General features: G+C 40.7%; 21 protein-coding genes and 1 riboswitch. Of the genes, 18 read left to right on the top strand and 3 right to left on the bottom strand.

All coding sequences use genetic code 11. The features are described from left to right. The first annotated feature begins 37 nt into the window (after positions 1-37). The 9 genes from BK582_RS01180 (at position 38) to BK582_RS01140 (ending at position 8,390) form a co-directional block, all read left to right on the top strand. Positions 38-913, top strand: coding sequence for an acetaldehyde dehydrogenase (acetylating) (locus BK582_RS01180; protein ID WP_078597738.1), 876 nt, complete (start codon positions 38-40; stop codon positions 911-913). Between the two features lie 23 nt (positions 914-936). Beyond that, positions 937-1,965, top strand: a complete 1,029-nt coding sequence (gene dmpG / locus BK582_RS01175) for a 4-hydroxy-2-oxovalerate aldolase (RefSeq protein ID WP_078592614.1) — start codon at positions 937-939, stop codon at positions 1,963-1,965. A gap of 1 nt (position 1,966) precedes the next feature. Then, the gene (locus BK582_RS01170) at positions 1,967-2,761 is read left to right on the top strand and encodes a 2-keto-4-pentenoate hydratase (protein WP_078592613.1); all 795 of its coding nucleotides are present in this window, start codon (positions 1,967-1,969) and stop codon (positions 2,759-2,761) included. Between the two features lie 732 nt (positions 2,762-3,493). After that, the gene (locus BK582_RS01165; protein ID WP_078592612.1) at positions 3,494-4,273 is read left to right on the top strand and encodes a 2-keto-4-pentenoate hydratase; all 780 of its coding nucleotides are present in this window, start codon (positions 3,494-3,496) and stop codon (positions 4,271-4,273) included. A gap of 71 nt (positions 4,274-4,344) precedes the next feature. Beyond that, positions 4,345-5,118 carry a 2-keto-4-pentenoate hydratase gene (locus BK582_RS01160; protein WP_244895310.1) on the top strand — a complete coding sequence of 258 codons (774 nt, stop codon included), beginning with the start codon at positions 4,345-4,347 and terminating at the stop codon, positions 5,116-5,118. Positions 5,119-5,122: 4 nt separating this feature from the next. Beyond that, positions 5,123-5,311 (top strand): 2-hydroxymuconate tautomerase, encoded by a 189-nt coding sequence (locus BK582_RS01155; RefSeq protein WP_078592611.1) that lies wholly within the window; start codon positions 5,123-5,125, stop codon positions 5,309-5,311. A gap of 201 nt (positions 5,312-5,512) precedes the next feature. Further along, entirely contained in the window at positions 5,513-6,610 is a 1,098-nt protein-coding gene (locus tag BK582_RS01150; protein WP_244895309.1) for a TRAP transporter substrate-binding protein, read from the top strand. Positions 6,611-6,633: 23 nt separating this feature from the next. After that, a complete protein-coding gene (locus BK582_RS01145; protein WP_139368195.1) occupies positions 6,634-7,113 on the top strand; it encodes a TRAP transporter small permease in 480 nt (159 codons plus the stop codon). After that, the gene (locus tag BK582_RS01140; protein ID WP_078592610.1) at positions 7,110-8,390 is read left to right on the top strand and encodes a TRAP transporter large permease; all 1,281 of its coding nucleotides are present in this window, start codon (positions 7,110-7,112) and stop codon (positions 8,388-8,390) included. The genes BK582_RS01145 and BK582_RS01140 overlap by 4 nt, the downstream gene beginning before the upstream one ends. Before the next feature lie 270 nt (positions 8,391-8,660). On the opposite strand, the gene BK582_RS01135 is transcribed toward BK582_RS01140, so the two are convergent. After that, positions 8,661-9,515 (bottom strand): malate synthase, encoded by an 855-nt coding sequence (locus BK582_RS01135; protein WP_078592609.1) that lies wholly within the window; start codon positions 9,513-9,515, stop codon positions 8,661-8,663. 595 nt (positions 9,516-10,110) lie between these two features. Here BK582_RS01135 and arfA point away from each other — a divergent pair. The 3 genes from arfA to cyoE all read left to right on the top strand — a co-directional run bounded on the left by arfA (position 10,111) and on the right by cyoE (position 15,116). After that, the gene (gene arfA / locus BK582_RS01130) at positions 10,111-11,601 is read left to right on the top strand and encodes an arabinosylfuranosidase ArfA (RefSeq protein WP_078597734.1); all 1,491 of its coding nucleotides are present in this window, start codon (positions 10,111-10,113) and stop codon (positions 11,599-11,601) included. 547 nt (positions 11,602-12,148) lie between these two features. Beyond that, the gene (gene betA / locus BK582_RS01125) at positions 12,149-13,834 is read left to right on the top strand and encodes a choline dehydrogenase (RefSeq protein ID WP_078592608.1); all 1,686 of its coding nucleotides are present in this window, start codon (positions 12,149-12,151) and stop codon (positions 13,832-13,834) included. 388 nt (positions 13,835-14,222) lie between these two features. Further along, complete coding sequence (gene cyoE, locus BK582_RS01120; RefSeq protein WP_078592607.1) at positions 14,223-15,116, top strand: heme o synthase; 894 nt, start codon at positions 14,223-14,225, stop codon at positions 15,114-15,116. Positions 15,117-15,230: 114 nt separating this feature from the next. Here cyoE and BK582_RS01115 read toward each other — a convergent pair whose 3' ends face one another. Further along, positions 15,231-16,136 (bottom strand): glycine betaine ABC transporter substrate-binding protein, encoded by a 906-nt coding sequence (locus BK582_RS01115; protein WP_078592606.1) that lies wholly within the window; start codon positions 16,134-16,136, stop codon positions 15,231-15,233. A gap of 184 nt (positions 16,137-16,320) precedes the next feature. Further along, positions 16,321-16,872, bottom strand: a complete 552-nt coding sequence (gene cudC, locus BK582_RS01110) for a choline uptake/conversion transcriptional regulator CudC (protein ID WP_078592605.1) — start codon at positions 16,870-16,872, stop codon at positions 16,321-16,323. Positions 16,873-17,162: 290 nt separating this feature from the next. On the opposite strand from cudC, the gene betB reads away from it, so the two are divergent. From betB to BK582_RS01075, 6 genes are all read left to right on the top strand, one after another. Further along, positions 17,163-18,635 (top strand): betaine-aldehyde dehydrogenase, encoded by a 1,473-nt coding sequence (gene betB, locus BK582_RS01105; protein WP_078592604.1) that lies wholly within the window; start codon positions 17,163-17,165, stop codon positions 18,633-18,635. Positions 18,636-18,845: 210 nt separating this feature from the next. Beyond that, positions 18,846-20,081 (top strand): DUF438 domain-containing protein, encoded by a 1,236-nt coding sequence (locus BK582_RS01100; protein ID WP_078592603.1) that lies wholly within the window; start codon positions 18,846-18,848, stop codon positions 20,079-20,081. A 139-nt stretch (positions 20,082-20,220) separates the two neighbouring features. Continuing rightward, a riboswitch (glycine riboswitch) is annotated at positions 20,221-20,323 on the top strand. Between the two features lie 268 nt (positions 20,324-20,591). Beyond that, positions 20,592-21,842: a serine hydroxymethyltransferase gene (gene glyA / locus BK582_RS01090; RefSeq protein WP_078592601.1), complete on the top strand. Its 1,251-nt coding sequence runs from the start codon at positions 20,592-20,594 to the stop codon at positions 21,840-21,842. A gap of 17 nt (positions 21,843-21,859) precedes the next feature. After that, the gene (locus tag BK582_RS01085) at positions 21,860-22,165 is read left to right on the top strand and encodes an iron-sulfur cluster biosynthesis family protein (protein ID WP_078592600.1); all 306 of its coding nucleotides are present in this window, start codon (positions 21,860-21,862) and stop codon (positions 22,163-22,165) included. A gap of 422 nt (positions 22,166-22,587) precedes the next feature. Continuing rightward, positions 22,588-23,451 (top strand): MurR/RpiR family transcriptional regulator, encoded by an 864-nt coding sequence (locus tag BK582_RS01080; RefSeq protein WP_078592599.1) that lies wholly within the window; start codon positions 22,588-22,590, stop codon positions 23,449-23,451. Positions 23,452-23,456: 5 nt separating this feature from the next. Then, positions 23,457-24,557 carry a serine hydrolase domain-containing protein gene (locus tag BK582_RS01075; protein WP_078592598.1) on the top strand — a complete coding sequence of 367 codons (1,101 nt, stop codon included), beginning with the start codon at positions 23,457-23,459 and terminating at the stop codon, positions 24,555-24,557. The last annotated feature ends 8 nt before the right edge of the window (positions 24,558-24,565 follow it).

Raw genomic sequence — 24,565 nt, 5'->3', positions numbered from 1 at the left:
AAGGCTGTAAAAGGCTAACGAAAGAGAGGGGTAAATGATGGAAAAGGTAAAAGCCGCAATCATAGGCAGTGGTAATATTGGTACCGACCTAATGTATAAGCTTGAAAACAGCGATGTTGTTGAATTGGCAGCTATGATAGGAATTGATTCGGATTCTGATGGAATTAAACGAGCTCAGCAAAAAGGCTACGAAACTTTTGTAAATGGAATCCAGGCAGTTATTGACAATCCGGACCTCGCTGATTTATTTTTTGACGCCACATCGGCAAAAGCTCATATCGAACATGCGAAAGTTTTAAAAGAGCTTGGTAAGATGGTGATCGATTTAACTCCCGCTGCAGTAGGTCCATTCTTTTGTCCGGCAGTCGGGCAGCCGGAAGAGAACAAAGAGTATGATAATGTAAATATGATTACATGCGGCGGTCAGGCAACTATTCCCCTTGTTCATGCGGTTAATGAAGTGGCGGATGTCACGTATGCGGAAATAGTCGCGACGATTTCAAGTGCCAGTGCCGGACCTGGAACGAGAGCAAATATTGATGAATTTACCATTACCACAAAACGGGGCATTGAGGAAGTCGGCGGGGCAGATCAGGGGAAAGCGATTATCATTCTAAACCCAGCCGATCCTCCAATTATGATGAGAGATACAATTTATTGTGAAGTGAAAAACTTAGACGAAGAAAAGATTAGTAAAGCCATTCACGATATGGTGAAAACCGTTCAATCATATGTACCGGGCTACCATTTAAAACAAGAGCCCCTGTTTGACGGTAATAAAGTGACGATTTTAGTTGAAGTGGAAGGCGCAGGGGATTATTTTGCAATTTATGCAGGAAATCTAGATATTATGACTGCGGCTGCAAAGAAAGTTGGCGAGGACTTCGCACGTAAATTAAATACCGTATCGTAATTTCGAATGAGAGGAGTAATCCAATGACGGAACAAAAAGGTAAAGATATTAAATTTACTGAAGTATCATTACGTGATGGAAGCCACGCGGTTTCACATCAATTTACAGAAAAACAGGTCAGGGATGTAACAAGGGCACTGGACGATGCGGGAATGCATTACATCGAAGTGAGCCATGGAGATGGACTGGGAGGCTCGACACTACAGTACGGAAGGTCACTCGTTGATGAATTGGCGCTGATTGAGGCTGCAGTTGAAGAAGCGAAAACCTCTAAAATTGCCGTTCTCCTTTTGCCTGGCATTGGCACGATACATGATTTAAAAGAAGCGAAAAATCGTGGAGCGAGTCTCGTCAGGGTTGCGACCCATGTGACGGAAGCAGATGTATCCGCCCAGCATATAAATTATGCAAGGGAAGCAGGAATGGAGGCACTTGGTTTTTTAATGATGGCCCATTCTGTCCCTGTGGAAAAATTAGTCGAGCAGGCTAAATTAATGGAAAGTTACGGAGCACAGGCGGTATACGTTACGGACTCTGCGGGAGCATTACTTCCAGATGAAGTCAGGGACCGTGTCCGTGCTCTAGCTGAGAATCTATCGATAGAAGTAGGATTCCATGCTCATAATAATCTCTCCGTCGCTGTAGCAAATACACTTGCTGCTATTGAAGAAGGCGCAACAAGAATTGATGGAAGTGTCCGCTGTCTCGGTGCAGGAGCAGGCAATACACAGACAGAAGTATTGCTCGCTGTATTAGACAGGATGGGCTATGATTTGGGGATTGATATTTATAAAATGATGGATCTTGCTGAAGATGTAGTAGGTCCTCTTCTTCAAGGGTCGCAGGAAATCAAAAAAGGAAGCCTGGCCCTCGGATATGCAGGGGTTTATTCAAGCTTCCTGCTCCATGCAGAAAAAGCAGGCAAACGATTTAGAGTTGATCCCCGGGATATTTTAATGGAACTTGGAAGATTGAAAGTTATAGGCGGTCAGGAAGATATGATTTTAGATGTGGCAGCTAATCTGGCAAAGGAGAAGAGGGTGGAGGTGTAGCATGACATTGAAAACAAGTACGGATAAAGACATAATCGAATACTTGCTGTATGCTGAAAGAGATGCTCATGAAGTTATTAAAATTACGGATGAACATTCTGAATTGACAATCAGTCAAGCCTATGAACTGCAGGATGGGTTGCTTGAAAGACGGCTTAAAGAAAAAAATACAAAAACAGCCGGGATAAAATTAGGATTAACAAGTAAAGCGAAACAAAAAATGATGGGTGTAAATGAATCTATATATGGATATTTACATGCTGATATGCTTGCATATGAATGGGAGCCGATTCGCTTTTCTGAATTAATACACCCGAAAGTCGAGCCGGAAATAGCATTCTTGATTGGTGAAGATATCCAGGGGGAAAATATAACGGAAGAAGATATTTTGCGAGGAACGAAGTATGTTGCCCCAGCTCTGGAAATTATCGATAGCAGATATAAGGACTTTCGATTTAAACTTGTTGATGTTATTGCTGACAATTGTTCCTCAGCTAAATTTATAATTGGAAGTAAGTTAGTGTTGCCTGAGTCTCTGGATTTGGGGAATATAGGGATGGTTATGAGTAAAAATGGATATGTTGAACAGACAAGTTCAAGTGCAGCTGTTCTAGAGCATCCCTTAAAAGCAATGGTATGGGCAGCACGAAGTCTTGCCAAAAGAGGAAGAGGATTTAAAAAAGGTGATATAGTGTTAAGTGGAGCAATGTCTGAAGCAATTACAATAAATGCTGGTGATTCCGTGATTGCTGCCTTTGATGGTCTAGGTGTAGTGTCGATATCAGTTTCAGAGTGATAAGTTAACATCACCCTATTATTAGCGCTGAATGGATTATACTGGTAATTTTAGTATTGTCTGTATGAAAAATAAATTGACCTCATAACTAGACGGCTTTCTTGTTCAATTGCAAGAAAGCCGTCTCTGTTTTTTGTAAAATAATATTCACTACTCCGGCTGCCTCGCAAGGCAGAGAAAGTCTCGCTCATTCTCAAATTCCTCATGACATATCACATACGTCAACATATAAGAATCTCCTATTTGAATCTCCGTAGGAAGAAATCATTCCCCACTCACTAGTGTAACCCGTCCAGATGGATCTGGTACTGGCACATAATTAGTTTGTTAAAAGAAGGAAAAATCATAAAAAATAACTAAAAGTTTCATAATTTGAAATTTAAAGATATTTTATAATTTTCAGCTAATTTATAATATTGCTGAAAACTAGGTAATGATAGTGGAAAGCTTGTTAATTTAACAATTTATATCAAAAGTTTATACGAGATGAAGATTTCTATTTCCAGAGTAGTTGGTTATTCCTTTAGTTTGTCTTGAAGGAAGATACATAATTCAGAGTGTGGTAAAACAGCAAAGCTCATTTCAAAGAGCTAGGTTATATGAAGTTACTTGAAAGCGCTTACTGATTACTCATAGACATAGGGCAGGAGGTCGGTATGCATAGCTTGATTTAACAGTACTTTATCAAATTTAACTATTAAACTAAGAGCGTAATAGAAAGGAGAGAAAAAAATGAGTGTAAAAATAAAAGACTACTCCGAATACCTGCTGCAGGCAGAGAAGAAGCGTGAAGGAGTTAAAGCGATTACAGAAACAGTTTCTGAAATTACCGTGGAACAAGCTTATAAGATCCAGCTTGAGACTGTAGGTTATAAACTAAACCAGGGACATAAGATTACTGGAAAGAAAATCGGATTGACTTCAGCAGCAATGCAGCAGTTGCTGGGTGTATCGGAACCGGACTACGGTCATTTATTTGATTACATGGATATAAAGAATCATAGTTCAGTACCATTTAACCGTGTAATGCAACCGAAAGTTGAAGGGGAAGTGGCTTTTGTTTTAAAAGAAGACCTAATCGGCCCGGATATTACATCTGAGGACGTTTTAAAGGCAACGGCCTTTGTGCTTCCGGCACTTGAGATTGTTGACAGCAGAATAGCTGACTGGAAAATAAAACTTGCAGATACAATAGCTGATAATGCTTCCTCTGGATTGTATGTTCTCGGTGAAAAGCGGATTAACCCTGATAAAGTAAATCTGGCTGATATAGAAATGCACTTGTATAAAAATGAGGAACTTATTAATACAGGGGCAGGAGCCGATGTTCTGGGACATCCTGCTAATTGTGTTGCATGGCTCGCAAATAAGCTTGCTGATTACGGGATCAGCCTAAAAGCCGGTGAGGTGATTTTATCCGGGGCTCTGTCAGCAGCAGTGGATGCTAAGCCGGGCGATAGTTTCCGGGCAAGTATTAGTGAACTTGGGGAAGCGGCGGTCACGTTTATTTAAAGGGATACTATGAATATTGATGTAAAAATGTCTTTTGTGTAAAAAATAGAAGTTTATGAGGAGGTAACAACTTGAATTTACAGGAACTGGCTTTAAAAATTGACCAACACCAGCAAACTGGTGTGGAAATGGACAAAATTACCATTGAAAATTCCAGATTGACAGTAGAAGATGCATACAAGATACAGGAGTTAGCCGTCGATGAAGCTATAGAACGAGGTGACAGCCTTGTTGGCTGGAAAATGGGGCTGACAAGCCTTGCTAAACAAAAGTCTGTAGGGGTAGATGAAGCGATTTATGGAAGGCTGACTAAATCGATGGAGCTTTCAGAACCAGTTCTTCATATGAAGGGGTTGATTCATCCACGGGTAGAGCCAGAGCTTGCTTTTGTGCTCAATAAAGACCTGTCTGGTCCAGATGTCACAGTTCGTGATGTATGGGCTGCAACAGAGTGCATATTTCCAGCGCTTGAAGTAATTGACAGCAGATATAAAAATTTTTCCTTTACATTAGTTGATGTTGTCGCAGATAATGCTTCTTCGACTAAGTTTTACCTGGGTAACCAAGCTTTCTCACCATACCATACCTCGTGGGAAAAAATGAAAGTTAGTATGTATCGTAACGGAGAGAAATTACAGAGCGGGCTGGGATCAGATGTACTGGAGCATCCTGTAAAATCCGTTGTGGAGCTTGTGAAAATGCTCAGTAATTCAGGGCATTCTCTGAAGGCGGGCATGGTTGTTTTAGCCGGTGGAATTACAGAAGCAGTCAATATTTATGCTGGAGACAGAATAGAAATTTATTTCGATGATTTAGCTGAAGTAAAACTGGAAGTCAAGGAGTAGAGCAATGCCAATAGCGCATATCCACATTCTCGAAGGCCGTTCACAGAAAGAGAAGAAGAAACTTATTACAGAAACCACTAATGCTATAGCAAGTTCTTTAGGTGCCCCGCCGGAAAAAATAAAGGTTCTTCTGATAGAGGTGAAAAAAGAAAATTGGGCAACAGCTGGGATAACTAAATTGGAGGAGGGTTAAAGTGAACCGAAGTGCAGCTTGGAGTCATCCTGCTGTCCAGACTGTCTGTATGATAGTGGCTTAATTACATTATATTCCAGGGTCAGAGAATTAGCTGATTTAGGTGAAAAGCAAAACTTTTAAAATTACTGGGCTGGTAAAGGACCAGTGCAGCAAATATATAATGTTCTGAATATTAAAATGATCTCAGGAGGAGACGAAATGAAATTTATAAAGAATGCTTTTTACATTCTAGTATTTATGGGATTGTTTATGTTTATGGCTGGTTGCGGGGATGACAATTCTGGTGCTCAGGATACAAGTACTTCAGATACAAATAATTCAGATACAAATAATTCAGAGACTGAAGATGAGGTAGATGAAGAGGCGGGTAACAATGCAGCAGGCCCTGGAGAAACGTATTCTTTCAAACTGGCTCATATAACACCGACAAACCATATGTGGCATCTGGCAGCCGAAAGATTTGGAGAAGAGCTGGATGAACGATCAGGAGGAAGGATGAGTCTTGAGATTTATCCTGCAAGTCAGCTTGGAACAGAAGCAGATATGGTCGAGCAGATCATTCAAGGTTCTGTAGATTTCGGTTTAATTACTTCAGCATATTTAAGCTCGAGATCAACTGCATTCTCTGCCTGGTTCATGCCGTATGCTTTTGATTCCCTGGAGGAGGTACACGAAGCGCGTACGTCAGATGTTTCTAAAGAAATTCTTGGTACTCTTGAAGAACAAGGCCTTCTCGGATTAGATTATTTATTTGCGGGAATGCGAGTTATGCTTTTCAAAGATGTAGAAGTGCAGTCACCTGAGGATATGGAAGGACTTCAGCTTCGCGTAACACCTAGTCCGCCAATGCAGGATTTCTACCATTCTACCGGTGCTTCAACAGAAGGGCTGCCTTTACCGGAAGTATATGCCGCTGTACAGACAGGGGTCATTGACGGAATGGATATGGACCTGGATGCAACAATTACGAATAATTATTCCGAGGTTGTGGACCATGCAGCGGTGACAAATCATATGGTTTGGCCGTCAGTAGCTGTTGTAAATAAAGAAGTGTTTGAAGATATGCCAGAGGAAGATCAGCAAATAATCAGAGATGCTTTAGCTGCAGCTGCTGATTATGCTGTAACAGAAAGATCTGCACAGGAGGAAGAATTCAAACAGCAATTAGCTGATGAAGGAATGAATGTATACGAACTTGACAGGAGCGTATTTACAGAGCAGATCGAAATGTTTGATGAGAAATATCGTGAGCTGGATCCTTTAATTGCGGAATTTATTGATCAATACAGGAATTAAGTCAGATTGAAGGGGGAAGCTTCTTGCAAACAATAAGTGATAGCATAGCAAAAATAGAAAAAGTAACAGCTGCTTTCCTGATGCTTATAATGGCCGTTGTTGTAGCTGCCTCGGTTATTTTCAGATACTTCCTTAATTCCCCCTTATCCTGGGCAGGGGAAGTATCAATCTTTTTGTTAGCGTGGATCAGCTTCATAGGCGGAAGTCTGGGACTTAAATATAAGTCCCAGGCTTCTGTAACAATTTTAATCGATTATGTACCCGCCAATGTAAGGCGGATAATTCAGATTACAGGCTATCTTCTCATGCTTTTGTTTTTAGTTTTTATTTTGTATTACTGTTATAAATGGGTAATGTCTCCTAGTGTTGGTTTTCAGAGGTCCACCGCTCTGCAGATTCCTATGTGGATCCCATATAGTGCTGTTCCTGTAGGTCTTACTTTTGCCTCGGTCCATATTTTGAATAATCTCATTGGAACAATCCAGGAGGGAAAGCTTAAATGACACTAATAGTTATCATAGCATTTTTTGTTTTGCTGCTGATCGGAATACCCATTTCCCTTGTCCTTGGCATGACAACAGTATTATATTTACTGCTTGCGGGCAATCCTATGCTACTGGAAACTACTCCAATGAGGCTTTTTACAGGTCTGGAAAACTTCGGCCTGCTGGCAATCCCTTTATTTATGCTCGCTGGAGAGTTAATGAACAGCGGAGGGATAACAACTAAGCTGGTGAAATTTTCACGAGTATTAATCGGCCATGTTCGCGGGGGATTGGCATACGTAACAGTAATCTCTAATATGTTTTTAGCATCCATTCTTGGTTCTGCTAATGCCCAGGCAGCAATGATGAGCAGAGTGATGGTTCCCGAGATGGAAAAGGAGGGATATAAGAGGGAGTTTTCTTCTGCACTCACACTTTCTTCATCAATTGTGGCTCCTATCATCCCGCCGAGTATGATTTTCATCATATATGGAACTTTATCCGGTACTTCTATCGGGGGACTTTTTATGGCTGGGATTATTCCGGGAATTATGTATGGTGCTGGTTTCATTGCTTTAATTTCATACTTAGGTTACAAATATAATTTTCCAAAAAGCGAGAAGGCAACAGGAAAGGAAATCTTCTTAAGTTTTGTAAATGTGCTGCCATCACTCCTCGTCCCATTGATTATTATTTTTGGTATATTAAGCGGAGCTTTTACAGCAACTGAATCTGCAGCAATTGCATGCCTGGTAGCATATTTAGTTGGCGCATTTTTGTACAGAAAACTGAAATTTAAAGATGCACCAAAGATTTTATTAAATACGGTAATCAGCACCGCCACTGTAACCTTTTTAATAGCAATGGCTAATATTTTCGGGTGGATGATTGCTTTTGAGCAGATACCGCAAATGGTGGCTGATACGATGCTGTCCTTATCAGACAATCCGCTGGTGTTTCTCTTACTATTAAATTTAATGCTGCTTCTTCTAGGTGCTGTGCTTGATGGTATTGCTGCATTAATTATTTTAATCCCAGTTCTAATGCCATTGGTTATGGCATTTGGTATTGATCCGATTCACTTTGGGGTCATTATCTGTATAAACTTAACAATCGGGTTATTAACACCTCCGGTTGGTACTGGACTGTTTATTGTTTCTTCCATTGCTGAGGTGAAATTTGAAAAATTAGTAAAAGCAGTCTTTCCATTTTTAATTATGGGTATAGTTGTTCTGCTAATCATCACTTACTGGGAAGATGCTGTCTTATTAATCCCAAGAATAGCAGGTTTGTAATATGAAAGTATGAAAGATAAGATGCAGTCTAAATTGCATCTTTTAAATAAAGTTATCCAGTATTTTCGTTAAATACAGTGAAATATTAAAATCCTGATAGCCGAATGTGGGTATACGGCGATTGGTTGTAGAATACGTTTGAGGAGAAGTATCAATAAGTTAAAGGCCACGAGTTATTCTCGTGACCTTTTTTCTTTAGATTTTAGAGTACCTTTTTGAGACAGCATTGGTTGTGTATAAATACCCGTTCTGATTGGTACGAGCAGTAATCTATATACGCATTAAAGCTCCATTTGGCTCTGGTAACTCATCTTCTCTAATCCGGTTCATTCTGCAAAAATGTTCAAAAAAGTCCTGTGCCAGTTCTCGTTCCTGTGTGTCACTTTTTAAAGAAACGATATCAAGTAAAATTTGAGCCATCCATACATTTTCAAAATAACGGTATTTACCTGTATTCCAGTTCATTCTGTGAGGGGAGGTTTCATTTACGTAATATTTCCAAAAACGCATTCTGTCAGATTCCTGTTCTGTAAGTTGCAGCCTGTATTCTGAATGAGCAGGAATATATCCATCTTCACAGAACTTACCGATGAACTCTTCATTTACCATATAAACACCTAAGATACGTCTGTCTTTTTCGGCCATGCCGGAATCTCTGGCTGTTATAAGGGAGACACTGTTTGGAAATGTGCGGGTAGGTTTTTTTGGCTTTCCTTTGTCATTACCGCTTTTAACTACACCAGTAAAAACTCTCCACTCTTTAAAAACACTGCTCAGTTCGTCCGTATCACACCAAAATACCATTTGTGATTTGGAATGAAGTTTATGAGCCTTCATCAGTTTTTCGTGTTCCAGGCGAAACTGCTGTTCTTCACGCTGCAGTTGTATTTCTTCTTCCTTTGCCTGTTCTGCCTTCTCCCGTTCGCTCTCTTTTTTTAATAAAACCTTTTCAAGTGATTTGGCAGTAATTTTGTCATGCAGCTTCAGGTGCTTTGCAAATGCGTCTGGGAAAACAAACTTTTTATTATCCGTTGCGAAGTGTATTTCTACTAAAGAATCAGTATGTTCAACAACACTCCCTTGGCCAAAACGCTCGTGGGTTACCTCTTTATTGATTAAATTCATTATTTTTGCCTCCTTGTAATAAGCTGGTTCTCTCTATCAGAGTCCTGGTTAGTTCGATTTAGTCCTCGTCTTTTGAAGGATAGATATAAAAAAACGTATCCAAATTCTATCTGCAAAGGGTTACAAAAGAATTTGAATACGATTAAAAAATAACTCTAATATTATTATAACATTTTTTAGAAATTTAGCAAATTTATTATTGACAGTACATTTGAGTGTGGTTTAAAATAAAAGGTTATTTTCTTTGATTTATACTTTTGTGTTCAGGAACAGGAAACAATAGCTCCCGCCTGACGACTATATAGGGCAAGAGGTGTATTCAACAAAAGAATTACCATTGATCCAAAAATGCCGGGATAAAAGAAAGGAAGATTTCTTTTGATTTTCCGATTCTGAAATTTAAAATGAAGCTTCTCATAAGTTGATCAAATTATGGGGAGCTACTTCATTTGTATACAACCTTAAAAAAATTTGTAGAGACAGAGGTGAAACTATACAATTAAAGACAGGACTTTGAAACGCTTTAAAGGATCTCGTTGAATAAGTACAGAAGAAAGGGCGGAGTGGATTGGCAACTGATTTTTCCAAAGCAAAAATGATAATTGATAAAGATTTCATAATCTCTAACATTGATAAACGTATTTACGGATCTTTCATCGAGCATCTTGGACGGGCTGTTTATGGAGGGATTTATGAACCTGACCACCCAAGCGCAGACGAACAAGGGTTCAGACAGGATGTTCTCGATCTGGTGAAGGAGCTGCAAGTGCCGATTATCAGATACCCTGGCGGAAACATGGTATCTGCTTATAACTGGGAAGATGGTGTTGGGCCAAAAGAGGACCGTCCCCGGAGGCTGGAGCTGGCATGGGGTGTGATTGAAACAAATCAGGTTGGCACCAATGAATTTTTGGATTGGGCAAAGAAAGCAAACTCGGAAGTCATGATGGCAGTTAACCTCGGAACAAGGGGAATCGATGCGGCCAGGAATCTGGTGGAATATGCGAACCATTCAGGGGGAACTGCATGGAGCGACTTAAGGAAACAACACGGTTATAAGGAACCCCATAATATAAAAACCTGGTGCCTGGGAAATGAAATGGACGGCTCGTGGCAGATAGGACAGAAGACTCCTGTGGAATATGGCCGGCTGGCAGCAGAAACAGCAAAAGCAATGCGTTTAGTTGATCCTTCAATAGAATTGGTAAGCTGCGGCAGTTCCGGTGCAGGCATGCCTACCTTCCCGGAGTGGGAGGCTATTACGTTAGACCATACATATGATTTTGCCGATTATGTATCACTGCACCAATATTATGAAAACCACGATAATGATACAGCAAATTTTCTTGCTAATTCCCTGGATATGGAGAATTTTATTCATACGGTTATATCCACATGTGATTATATAAAGGCAAAAAAGCGCAGTAAGAAAACGATTAATTTAAGTTTTGACGAGTGGAATGTCTGGTTCCATTCCAAGGACCAGGATAAAAAGCTGGAACCATGGTCAGTTGCACCTCCTCAATTAGAAGATGTGTATACATTTGAGGATGCTCTTCTTGTAGGTTGTATGTTGAATACGCTGATCCGCCATTCTGACCGTGTGAAAATTGCCGCCATGGCACAATTAGTCAATGTCATTGCACCGATCATGACAAAAAATGGCGGAGGGGCTTGGAAGCAAACCATTTTCTATCCTTTTTACTACACCTCTGTTTATGGAAGAGGGGTGGCACTCAACCCAATAATCAGCTCACCAAAATATGATAGTACCGACTATACAGACGTGCCTTATTTAGATACATCAGTAGTGTATAACGAGGAAAAAGACGAGGTTGTTATTTTTGCTGTAAACCGTCATCTGGAAAATACATTGCAAGTGGATATAGACGCCCGATCATTTGAAGGATATGAAGTAGCTGAACACGTCGTATTACAAAATGATGATCCGAAGGGTGCCAATACATCAGGCAATGAACAAGTAAGACCACATAATAAGGGTGAATCCTATATGGAAAGCGGTAAAGTAGTTGGTATTTTGCCTAAACTCTCGTGGAATATGATTCGGTTAAAAAAACAGGTATAATTCTTACTGAAATTTATCAGGTTTCTGTTAAATAGTGAGTGAGATGCGCTTCTGCAACGAGCAGAGGCGCTTTTTTTTTATTGGTTTTGAGGTATATCAGCGAAATTTTTATTTTATCGGCGAAAGTGCATGGTTTATCGGCGAAAATCTGATTTTATCGGCGAAATCCCTTACTTTATCGGCGACTCGCCAATATACCTAAACAAAAAGCAAAAGTTTATAGCCGCCGGTTTACAAAAAAAATATACTGTGTTAAATTAAATGTATTAAGAATGTTAAATAAAAATTTAACAAACTTAATGAAGTTCTTGGAAGGTAATTTAACGGGGGAATTTGAGACCCGTTTCCGGACAGAAGACAGGGCCCTTAAGCTTGTGGGGGAGTTACCCCCAATTTAAGAGTACATACAACAATATAGTTTTATCGTACATGGCCCTTAGCAACTAAATGGGTCTAAGTAACTTTAATAAAAAACTATCAAACTACTAACTGGTTTCCATACGTACATCACTGAATCCAGTTTTCAACATCCCAGGAGGTACAGAATATGAGTGAATCATACGATATTGTTATTATAGGTGGCGGGAGTGCAGGATCTGTGCTCGGAAACCGTCTTAGTGAAGATGGAACACGCAATGTACTTGTTCTGGAAGCAGGGCGTAAAGACTTCGCATGGGACCTGTTGATCCAGATGCCGGCAGCTTTACCGTTTCCAGCAGGGAAATCACTCTACGACTGGAAGTATAAAACCGACCCTGAACCACATATGAAAGGCCGGCGTGTCAAACATGCCCGGGGAAAGGTTCTCGGAGGGTCAAGCTCAATTAACGGTATGATCTATCAACGGGGCAACCCGATGGACTATGAACGGTGGGGAGCAGATCCAGGTATGGAAACATGGGATTTTGCGCACTGTCTCCCATACTTCAAACGTCTGGAAAATGCATTAGGTTCAGAAAAAGATGATGAGTACCGTGGCCACAATGGTCCTCTTAAATTAGAACGGGGTCCGGCGACGAATCCTTTATTCCAGGCTTTCTTTAATTCAGCTGTAGAAGCTGGCTATTCACGAACGCCTGATGTGAATGGTTTCCGGCAGGAGGGCTTTGGCCCGTTTGATAAGCATGTAGTGAAAGGCAGACGACTGTCAGCTTCACGTGCATACCTGCATCCGGCTATGAAACGAAAAAATCTTACTGTAAAAACACGTGCTTTTGTTGCAAGCATTGATTTCGATGGTAAGCGGGCTAAAGGTGTGACATACAAGCGGAATGGGAAGACTCATCATGTTAGTGCAGGAGAAGTTATCCTCTCCGGTGGCGCAATCAATACGCCGCAACTGCTTCAATTGTCAGGTGTAGGCGATGCGGAACACCTGCGTTCACTTGGTATTAAACCAGTTGTTCACCTTCCGGGTGTAGGGGAAAATCTCCAGGATCACCTTGAAGCGTATATTCAATTCTCTTGTTCAAAACCGGTTTCTCAGCAACCGAACTTAAATAAATTGAAGATGCCATGGATTGGTTTGCAGTGGCTGGTCAGCCGCACAGGCGCAGCAGCAACGAACCATTTCGAAGGGGGAGGCTTTGTTCGTTCAAACGAGGACGTAAAGTATCCGAACTTAATGTTCCATTTCCTTCCACTCTCAGTACGGTATGATGGGCAAAAATCAGACACAAAGCACGGTTTCCAGGTACATGTGGGACCTATGTACTCTGATGCCAGAGGGTCATTAAAGATCCGCTCGAAAAACCCTAAAGAACATCCAAGTATGGTTTACAATTATCTTTCTACGGAACAGGACCGCCGTGAGTGGATAGAAGCAGTGAGAATCACAAGGGAGATTATGTCTCAGCCATCGATGGCGCCTTATAATTCAGGAGAAATTTCACCTGGTCCTTCTGTTCAGACGGATGAGGAGATCTTAGACTGGGTGGCGAAAGATTCGGAAACAGCGCTTCATCCTTCATGTACAGCGAAGATGGGGCCTGCTTCTGATCCAATGGCTGTCGTTGATCCGGAAACCATGAAGGTTCACGGACTCGACAACGTACGGGTAGTCGATGCGTCTGCTATGCCTTATGTCACTAACGGCAATATCCATGCACCAGTATTAATGCTTGCGGAAAAGGCGGCGGACTTAATCCTTGGCCGTAAACCTCTGGAACCTGAACACGCTGACTTCTATCGTCATGGAGTACATCCAGCTGACGCAGGAACAGTTAAAGTTTAATATAAAGAATACGTTTAAAAAGAAGGCCTCTCTCGTTATGTATTTGCCCTCCAGGCATGCATTTTCGGAAGGGACCTTCTTTTTTGGGAAGGGAATACCTGGCCAAAAGAAAAAATATCTGAAGTTCTGTACATTAGCGGAATGAGGATCCTCACGCTCTATGTGACCGGATCCTCGTTCCGTTATTTCCAGTAAGTTATCTGTGTGGGAGTGTGTTATGTAATCCTAAACCCTCTTTCCGGCGGAAGAAGCAGTCTTCTTTTTTATTATGCTTACAAAAATACTGCAGCTTTGTGTATAATTAGATTTGTCCTGGAACAATACTTCTTTAAACTAGTAAGAGATTAATTATTATTCTCCTGTTGAAAGAAAATCGTAGGAGGTACCATTGAAAACAACAAAGCCGTCCAAACTGGATATCATATTAAAAACAATTAAAACAGGGATTATTAAATCCAACTTAATTACGATGTTCGCTGGTATGACATTAGCTATTTTTACTTATCAATTTAGTATTTTAGAAAAACTGCCTGATATGGTGCTCGCTACCTTTGGCTCTATACTTGTCATTGGGGCAGCTGGGGCATTTAATAACTTATATGACCGGGAAATTGACTCTATTATGGAACGTACGAAAGACAGACCTACTGTAACGGGTGAGATATCTTTTAATGCTGCACTATGGCTTGCCATACTTATGAGTGTTTTTGGAATCGCTCTTCTGGCCTTTACTACACCCCTTGCAGCCCTGCTGGGATTTTTAGGGATCTTCTTTTATGTAGTCCCTTATACCATGTGGAGTAAAAGAAGAACGATTTACAATACTGAAATCGGCAGCATCTCTGGTGCTATGCCGCCATTAATTGGCTGGGCAGCTATTTATCCCGATATTACACATCCAGCTATAATTGGACTTTTCATTGTTGCAGTTATTTGGCAAATGCCGCATTTTTACGCTATAGCAATTCGCAGGCACGATGAATATAAAGCAGCTGGAGTGCCGATGTTACCCGTAGTTAAAGGGGTGCGAAGAACGTATATTCAGACTAATGTATATCTTGTGATCATGATTGCTATAAGTGTCTTATTGGGAACCTTAAGTATCGGTCTTATGCTTGTTGCTTTACTCTTAAGTATCATCTGGCTCGTTTTAAGTATTTATGGATATCATAAAATGGTCTCAGAAAAATGGGCGAAAGCTATGTTTATCTATTCGCTTATCCACATGACCGTCCTGTTCTCAACGGTAATCGTATATTCCATTATCGGGATATTATTTTAGAAAAACAACTCAGCTCTGTCCTGGGTACTGTAAGAATTCCAGCCGAGCCGAAAAAAGAAGTTAGTCTCTCCAGACAGGAGGGACTAACTTCTTCGTTTTTTCAGCTATGAAAGTTTAATTTACCCATTCGCCAATTAAATCCTGATTTTCATCAATCCATTCTGTGGCACCATCAAGCGGGTCTTCGGCGCCTTCAACATAGTTAATAAGCTCAGCAATTTCCTGGTCGTCCATTTTCCAGTTATTAAACCACTCGCTTACTTCAGGGTAATCATCTTCAAATCCAAGTCTTGTAGCATGGTGAATTTTTTCTGTTTCCCCAAATGTATTTTTTGGGTCATCAAGGAACTTCAGGTCAAAGTCGGAAAATACCCAGTGCGGGCTCCAAAGTGGTGACACGATAGGTTCTTCATTCTCAATTTTACTTCCAATTTCAGCAATCATTGCAGGTTCAGTGCTTGGCAGCAGTTCAAAATCGAGATTATAATCTTCAATCAGCTGTTCTGTAACTTCCATGGTGCCTGCACCTGGGTCGAAACCAATAATCTGTCCATCAAACAGTTCTTTATTCGCGTTTAAATCTTCTACGCTATTAATATCTTCTAAATACTCTGGAACCACAAGACCTACTTGTGCATTATCAAACCAGGTAGCTTCTGAGAAATTAATAGTATCCTCATATTCTTCCAGATAATTAGCGTCCTGTACGGGAAGCCATATTTCTAAGCTGGCATCCAGCTCATCGCTTGATAAAGCCATCATCGTAGCACCCATGTCCAATAAGGTTAAGTCTACCTCATAACCTTTGTCTTCTAAAATTACTTTCCACATATTTGTTACTGCAATATTTTCAGCCCAGTTAATCTGGCCAATTGTTATTTCTCCATTGTTTGCATCTGCATCTGGCTCTGTGCCATTCTGGGCACTGTTTGCATCCTCATCAGCGTCTCCGCATGCTGCCAGAATACCAACCATAAGCAGCCCTGAGATAAAACTAAGTCCTTTTTTACGTTTCCTCATACAGTAAAACTCTCCTTTGTTTTGTTTATGTATTAGAAATGTTAAATACGTTAAAAAAATATTTAACATAACTACTAAAATAAATCGGCTCTTATTTTAAAAGAGGCTGGGAAGTTATATATTTACTTGCCAGGCAGTCTGCAGGGAGTTAACACTATTGCAGACTACCTGATAACCTTCCACATTATTTCTGCTGGTCTTTAGGCAGAAACTCAAAAATCTTACCGCTTCTTATACTTGCAACTAAGTCTTCCAGCCAGTGATAGTAGACTTTCGATTCTTCCAATTGGTCGTAGTACTTTTTTGCTTCTGTAACAATATCAGGGGTACTGGAGGAATCTTTTATAACCTCAATTAAATCTTCCTGTGCTTCTTCAATTGCTTCCATATTCGTTTTTGCTTCCCGCTCCCACATTTGGCAATAAAAAACCATAAAAGAACGGAAAAAATTCTTTTCAGCTATATAAGTATGTTTCCTGGAACCGCGTGTAAATGTTTTTTTGACCATTTCTATTTCCTGAAGCTTACGGACACTGGTGCTCATACTCGGTTTGCTCATTTCAAGTTCCGTCCGCATTTCATCAAGCGTCATTTGTTCTTTAAAGTACATTGTTGCATATAAATTGGCAGCCGCTGGTGTTACGCCATATAAATCCATCGTCTCTGCGATAGCGCCAATGACTTTATCTTTCGCTTCTTCAATTTTCATTCTGGATTGTTCGTTCTGTTCACTCATCAGAGTCGCTCCTTTGGTATAAAGTAAAGCGCGTTAAATATTTATTTAATTTTCTTTACAGACTTATGTTACCGTATTCAGATGAAATGTCAAATGGAAATCGGCGACATAAACCTGCTGTCATATCTGTTAGCTTTTTAACCATAGGATTTATGGAGGTATTTAAATCCTTTCAAAAATTTTTCAATTCCTCAGTATCTTTGACAGCTATAAAAAGACATGATAACATCTTCTTTGAACGTTAAATATATTTTTAACAAACTTAATTTATTAAACTGGAGTGAACAGATTTGAATCTGAAACAACAACAATACATAAATGGGAAATGGGTAGACGCTCTTTCAGGCAACACCCGTGAAATTATTAATCCGTTTAACCAGGAAGTCATTGCTGCAGTACCAGAAGGTGATGAAGCTGATACAAAAGCGGCAATCGCTGCTGCAAGAAAAGCTTTTGATAACGGAGAATGGTCTGAAACTCCCGCAACAGAGCGAGGGGCTATCGTAAGGAAAATAGCTGAATTAATAGAAAGAGATAAAGAGGAACTTGCCAGATTAGAATCATTGGATACCGGCAAAACAGTAGAAGAAAGCCGCGGAGACATGGATGATATCGCTGGTGTATTTCGTTATTATGCGGAGCTTGCAGATAAAAATGGGGGGGAACTGATCGATTCTCCCGTACCCAACTCCATCAGCAGAGTGGTGCACGAACCAGTGGGTGTATGCGGCCAGATTACACCGTGGAATTATCCATTGCTTCAGGCTTCCTGGAAGCTGGCTCCAGCCCTTGCAACCGGGAACACTTTAATTATGAAACCTAGTGAAATTACCCCCCTTACTACTATTAAAGTGTTCGAGCTTATGGAAGAGGCTGGGGTTCCAGCTGGTGTTGCTAACCTTGTACTTGGTGCAGGGAGCACAGTTGGTGCAGAATTATCAAGCAACGTTGATGTAGATCTTATCTCCTTTACAGGAGGAATTGTTACCGGGAAGAAGATTATGCAGGCGGCAAGTGCTAATGTGAAAAAGCTGGCTCTTGAGCTTGGCGGGAAAAACCCTAATATTATTTTTGCCGATGCAGATTTTGAGACAGCTGTAGACCAGGCATTAAATGGCGTGTTCTTCCACGCTGGGCAAATCTGTTCAGCGGGTACAAGGCTGATTGTAGAAGAAAGCATTCATGACGAATTCGTTAGCGCACTTGTTGAGCGGGTGAAAAAGTTTAAGCTTGGAAGCGGATTTGACGAAGATACACAAATGGGGCCGCTTATTTCAGCTGAACATCGCGCAAAAGTGGAAGAGTATGTTGAAACAGGTATTAAAGAAGGTGCTACTTTGGCAGTTGGCGGAAGCCGCCCGGAAGACCCGGAACTGCAAAACGGCTTTTTCTATCTTCCAACCATTTTCACAGACTGTACGACAGACATGAGCATTGTTCAGGATGAAGCGTTTGGACCTGTTATAACAGTTGAGAAGTTCCGTGAAGAAGAGGAAGCAGTAAAGCTTGCCAATGACTCAGTCTATGGACTTGCCGGCGGTGTCTGGACTAACGATATTCCAAAAGCGGAACGCTGTGTTAAAAAGATGCGTATGGGTACTGTCTGGATCAATGACTTCAACCTTTACTTCCCGCATGCGCCATGGGGCGGGTTTAAGCAGTCCGGAATTGGCCGGGAATTAGGAAAACTGGGTATTGAAGAGTATACAGAAACAAAGCATATATTCCAGAACCTCAAACCTGAGCCTGTCAACTGGTTCTGATTCCTAATATAAGCAGAAGCTTTTCATGAGTAATGACACTTGTGGAAAGCTTCTTTTTTGTATAAAAAATAGATTTGAAAAGATCGTCACAAATCCTTTTCCTGTTGTGATTACGGTCACTAAGTTAAACGCTGAGAAGTGATAGACTTTGTATAGTGAGAGGGATTCTCATTTGATCCCTCCGTCTGACAGAGAAAAGGAGCGATTTAAATGAGCGAACTAATAAACAACCGCGAGCAACTCACCGTGGATAAAAGTACTGATCGTAAGGTATTACTGAAAACAGTGTTCTGGGATCTCTTTAATGGCAAAGACCCGGAAGAAGTTAAAGCCTTTGCAGATGAAAAAATAGGAAAAGTGACAGTGGAGGAGATAATGGAACTTTCCCAGTATCAACATGACGTTCTGGAAGAAAAAGCATTATCAAAGAGTGAGCTCGAAAGAATATCCGCTGCCCATTTAAGTATTATGGAAGGAAATATTATAGAAATAGAGAATCCTAAGGATATTCCAGGCCATCCCGTTCACACTTTTCACAGAGAAAACAGAGAAATCGAAAGTTTACTGGAATCGAAACTGCTGCCCCTTAAAGAGGAATTTGAAAAAGAGGATTCCCCTGCTAATATATATAAGCTGATCGACGTGTGCAATCTTCTGTATGATATTGACAAGCATTTTACACGTAAAGAACAATTATTATTTCCGTATCTTGAGAAGTATGGAATCAATGGTCCTTCTGTTAACATGTGGAGGCTGGATGATTATATCCGTGACGCCATAAAGGATACTAAAAAGCAGTTAACAAATTACAACGGGGATAAAGAAGCAGTTCTCAGTACTCTTCATTATATTGCTGAACAAGTAACTACAATGATATACAGAGAGGAGCATATTCTTTTCCCTATGGCGATGAGCAACTTAACCGAGGATGAATGGATAAAGATTGCTCAGGAAAGTGATGAAATAGGATACTGCCTCACTGGGCCGGCTACAGTATGGAAGCCGGAAAGAGCCGACTTAGATTCAAAGGCATTAACAGAAGGCTTTATCAAGCTGGAGACTGGTCTACTGTCGCTGAATCAGCTGGAGTTAATATTTAACAACCTTCCAGTTGATATTACGTTTATTGACCACGAAGATATTGTCCGCTATTTCTCACATGGAACGGAAAGGATTTTTGCAAGGACTAAGGCAGTAATCGGCCGCACTGTGCAAAATTGCCACCCTCCGAAAAGCGCTCATATCGTAGAAGCCCTGCTGGACGATTTTAAAGCCGGGAAAAAGGATAGTGAGGATTTCTGGATTAAGTTCAAGGATAAGTTCGTTTATATTCGCTATTTTGCAATTCGAAATGAGCAAAAGGAATATATGGGCACACTGGAATTCACGCAGAATATCGAGCCGATCCAGGCGATTGAAGGAGAAAAGCGGATATTATCCCTGTAAAAAACAATATAGACAGCCGGTAATTATCTCTGCGTATGTTAACCCGGGCATTATTTATAAAGTTATGCATTTATAAATAAAAAGTTGACAAACGGTAAGATTGCCAATAGTCTAAAAATAGGAAATGAATATGTAGCGGATGATTGTTGTAGGAGAGTGTAGTTGTATTTTACCACCGAAGGAGCAAGTTCCAAAAAGGCCCTTGGAACCAATCTCTCAGGTAGAGGAACTATAACAGGACGCATCTCTGGAGAGCGCGTTGGCAAAACGCCACCAAAGGGGTAGGCTTCGTAAGATGAAGTTAAACTCTCAGGTAAAAGGACAGAGAAGGGTAGCAAATTACTGCCTCTTTTCTGTCCTTTTTTATTTTCACCCAAGGACAGGAGAATGGCAGAAAAACCAGCTGCCTTTCCTGTTCTTTTTTATGAAAAAAGGGAAACAGGGAAGCTGCCTGGTTCTGTGCTTTATTTTTCATATAAACTATCAACTCAAAACCAGGAGGGATATTTCATGAGAATCAGAGAGACGGATGAACTTATTTTTGAAGCGATCGAAAATGAAGAGAAGAGGCAGCTCAACACATTGGAATTAATTGCATCTGAGAATTTTGTCAGCCCGGAAGTTTTAGAAGTAATGGGAAATGTGATGGCAAACAAATACGCAGAAGGCTACCCAGGAAAGCGATATTATGGCGGATGTGAATTTGTAGATGTTGCGGAACAGGCAGCCATCGACCGCTTAAAAAGTCTGTATGACGCTAAATATGCAAATGTCCAGCCACACTCAGGCGCTCAGGCAAATACAGCTGTATTTTTCGCTTTACTGGAGCCAGGCGACAAAATTATGGGGATGAATCTCTCGCACGGAGGCCATCTGACACACGGGAGCCCGGTGAGTATGTCCGGTAAGTGGTTTGATGTTGTCTCATACGGAGTGAGGGAAGATACTCACATGATTGATTATGAGGAGCTGGAAGCACTGGCGAAAAAAGAAAAGCCAAAATTAATTATTGCAGGTGCAAGCGCTTATCCAAGAACGATCGATTTTGCCAGGTTCAGAGATATAGCAGATCAGGTCGGTGCAAAGCTGATGGTGGATATGGCGCATATTGCAGGGCTTGTTGCAGCAGGGCTGCACCCATCACCTGTACCTTACGCGGATGTTGTAACAAGTACAACACACAAAACTTTGCGCGGACCTCGGGGAGGCATCGTCTTATCGAATAATGAAGAAGTTTTTAAAAAGGTTAATAAAGCTGTCTTCCCTGGAACACAAGGCGGGCCGCAAATGCACATTATTGCAGCTAAAGCAGTTGCCTTCAGGGAAGCATTGCAGCCTGGATTTAAAGAATACGCCAAACAAGTTGTAGACAATGCCCAGGCTTTTGCTGAAGCATTGAAGAAAGAAGGAGCTTCCCTTGTTTCAGGAGGCACAGATAATCACCTCGTGCTCCTTGACGTTCGCCCATGGAGCCTGACTGGAAAAGAAGCGGAGCAGCTTCTTGAAGAGGCGGGTATTACTGTTAACAAAAATACGATTCCGTTTGATCCCGAAAGTCCGTTTGTTACAAGTGGAGTCCGAATGGGGACTGCTGCTTTAACAACGCGGGGAATGAAGAAGAAAGAAATGGAACAAATCGCAAAAGTGATCGCTGATGTGCTGAAGAGCAAAGGTGACGAAAATGTTTTAGCAAAGGCAAAGGAAACAACAAAAGCCATTTGTAGTGCCTATCCGTTATTCCAGCAGCTGGTCAACGTATAAGAAGGGAAGTGGATCCGATGGTTATTACATTAACGGATGCAGCCTTAACCAAGTTAAAAAGTATTGAGACAGAAGAAGAACGGGGACCTCGGATTGATGCTGATGTAGCCGGTGGATGCGGGATTTCTGTTAAGTTTTCCCTTGTTTTTGATGAGCCCCGCCGGAATGATACAGTCCTAGAGCATGAAGGAGTGCAACTACGAATTGATCGATTTACTAAACGGTATTTAGATGAAGAAACACAGATTGATTACACAGAAGATGGAGAGTTTCTGATAGGGGAAAGTTTTCAATCAAGCGCATGCGCTATTGAACTTGACTAACTGCAGAGCTAATTGCTGAAAAATTGCCGGTGCTGTTAATTTAATATACTTCCTCGATCGAGGCGGTGCGAATAAGCTTCCATAAGTTGACCAAACTTGTGAGAAGCTTTTTTTGTTTTTGGGTTTTCGCTGATATAGGGGGGGCAGTTTCGGTTTCGCTGATAAACGATCGTTCTTTAAGTTTTTGATTGCCTCGTTTGAAATTAGTCTCCTTTATCGTTTTAAAACCAGACTTTTCGAAACTATTCCGTATTCATAAACTATATCTTAAAGGTAAAACGCCATGAGTTTCCGTAGTCATAAAATTCTAATTTTTCAAAATAATTATTGACATAAGGAAAAACATGCCATATTATTTAGGTAGTTTAACTACAATTTATAATAAAATAATGTAATAAAACTTCATAAAGGTGGGCAGTAAATTGTATTCATTTTTTAACGGCCTAGTGAAAATAAAAGAAAGTGCATCACATTTAAAGCCTTCGGAACAGAAGGTAGCAAATTATATTATCAATCACCCACAAGAAATATTAGATTTGTCAATTTCTAAGCTGGCAAAAGTATGCAAAGTCAGTGAAGCAACAATTATCCGGATGTGTCGTTCACTAGGGTTTAAGGGATTTAAAGAACTGAAGCTTAACATTTCAGCTTCGTTAAGTATGAATGAAACACTTAACACGAAATATGAGGATATTTCCGAATTGAAGTATTTTACAGAAGTGAAGCATATCGTTGACTTTGTTACTATTAATAACTTGAAATCTATTGAGAATACATTATCCATTATCGATTATGGTGCGGTAGAACAAGCAATAAATATATTAGACTCCGCGAGAAAAATTGATGTATATGGAGTAGGTGCTTCAGGAGTTATAGCGATTGATGTGGAGCAAAAATTTGCAAGAATTAACCGCTGGTGTCAGGCATACCCCGATAATCATGGTCAGCTCACCTCTGCTGCTCATTTAACAGATAAAGATACTGTTCTCGCTATATCTTATTCCGGGGAGACTCAGGAAGTAATTGATTCTATAAAAATAGCAAAACAAAACGGAGCAAAAATCATCTCACTCACCAAGTATGGAAAGTCCCGGATTACCCAAATGGCTGACGTCTGCTTATTTGCTTCCTCTTTGGAGAAAAGTATCCGAAGCGGAGCTATGGCTTCCAGGATCGCCCAATTAAACATAATTGATATTATCTACACAGGTGTAGCTTCGAAAAATTATGAAGAAGCTGTTAAATACCTTGAAAGTACAAGAAAATCTATTAAAAACAGGAAATGAGGTGAATGATGGGACACCTGGATATAAAAGAAATTGACCGGTTTCTATCCGAAACAGCTTACCGGGGAATCCTGCCTGGCTTAAACTGTAGAGTGATTAAAGAAAATAAGGTGATATATCAAAATGCATATGGATATTCTGTCAAAAGCCCAATAAGCAAAAAGGTAACGAAGAATACGATGTACGACTTAGCTTCTGTTACGAAGATTATAACCTCACTAATGATTTTCCGCCTCATTACAGAAGATAAGCTAACCCTTGCCACTAAACTTACAGAGTGCCTCTCAGACATCCGCATAAGACCAGAGCTAAACAAACACATAGGTCATATTACTGTTTTCCAGCTTTTGACCCATTCATCAAGTTTAATGGCCTGGTTTCCATTTTACACAGCTAAAGAAAAAAACTTTTATGACATTCTTGTGGGCTTACTCCCGGGATTAATACAGCCTGAAAATAATGAAGAGAAAATTACATACAGCGATCTAAACTTTATGCTGCTTGGTGAAATCATAAAGGAAACAACTAGCCTGAGCCTTCAAGAAGCTTTGCATGAATTAATTACTGAACCGTTAAATCTTTCATCCATGACATTTGGGCCTGTATCAGCTGAAGATATTGCAGCTACAGAATACGGCAACCAGATTGAACAGCAAATGTGCAGGGACCGAGGCTTATCCTTCAGGGAGTGGCGCTCAACCAGAAAGCCGATTATTGGAGAAGTGAACGACGGTAATGCCCACTACTTTTGGGAAGGGCAGGCAGGTCATGCTGGTATTTTTTCAACGGTAGAGGATGTAGCAAAAGTAGCACAGTTTTTTCTTAAGGGAGGTGATTGGGGGGGAGTGCAATTGGTTAACAGAAAGCTCGTGACGAAAAGTATGGAAAAGCAGGCTGGTAACAGAGGATTAGGCTGGTCCATTTCCCCAGTGTTTCCTGAAGGAGCAGGACACACTGGTTTTACCGGGCCATCGATTTGGGTGTCTCCGGAGAAAAATTTGCTCGCAGTAATCTTTACCAGTCGGCTTCATGTTGCTTCAGAGCCCAAAAACATCAATGATTTCAGGCAGACGTTCCACAATTTAATTTTAAATTCACTCAAGTAATAAGGGGG

The sequence above is a fragment of the Evansella clarkii genome, from assembly GCF_002019695.1.
Taxonomy (GTDB): Bacteria; Bacillota; Bacilli; order Bacillales; family Salisediminibacteriaceae; genus Evansella; species Evansella clarkii.
The sequence above is the reverse complement of the archived record's forward strand: the minus strand, read 5'-3'. Positions and strand labels throughout refer to the sequence as shown.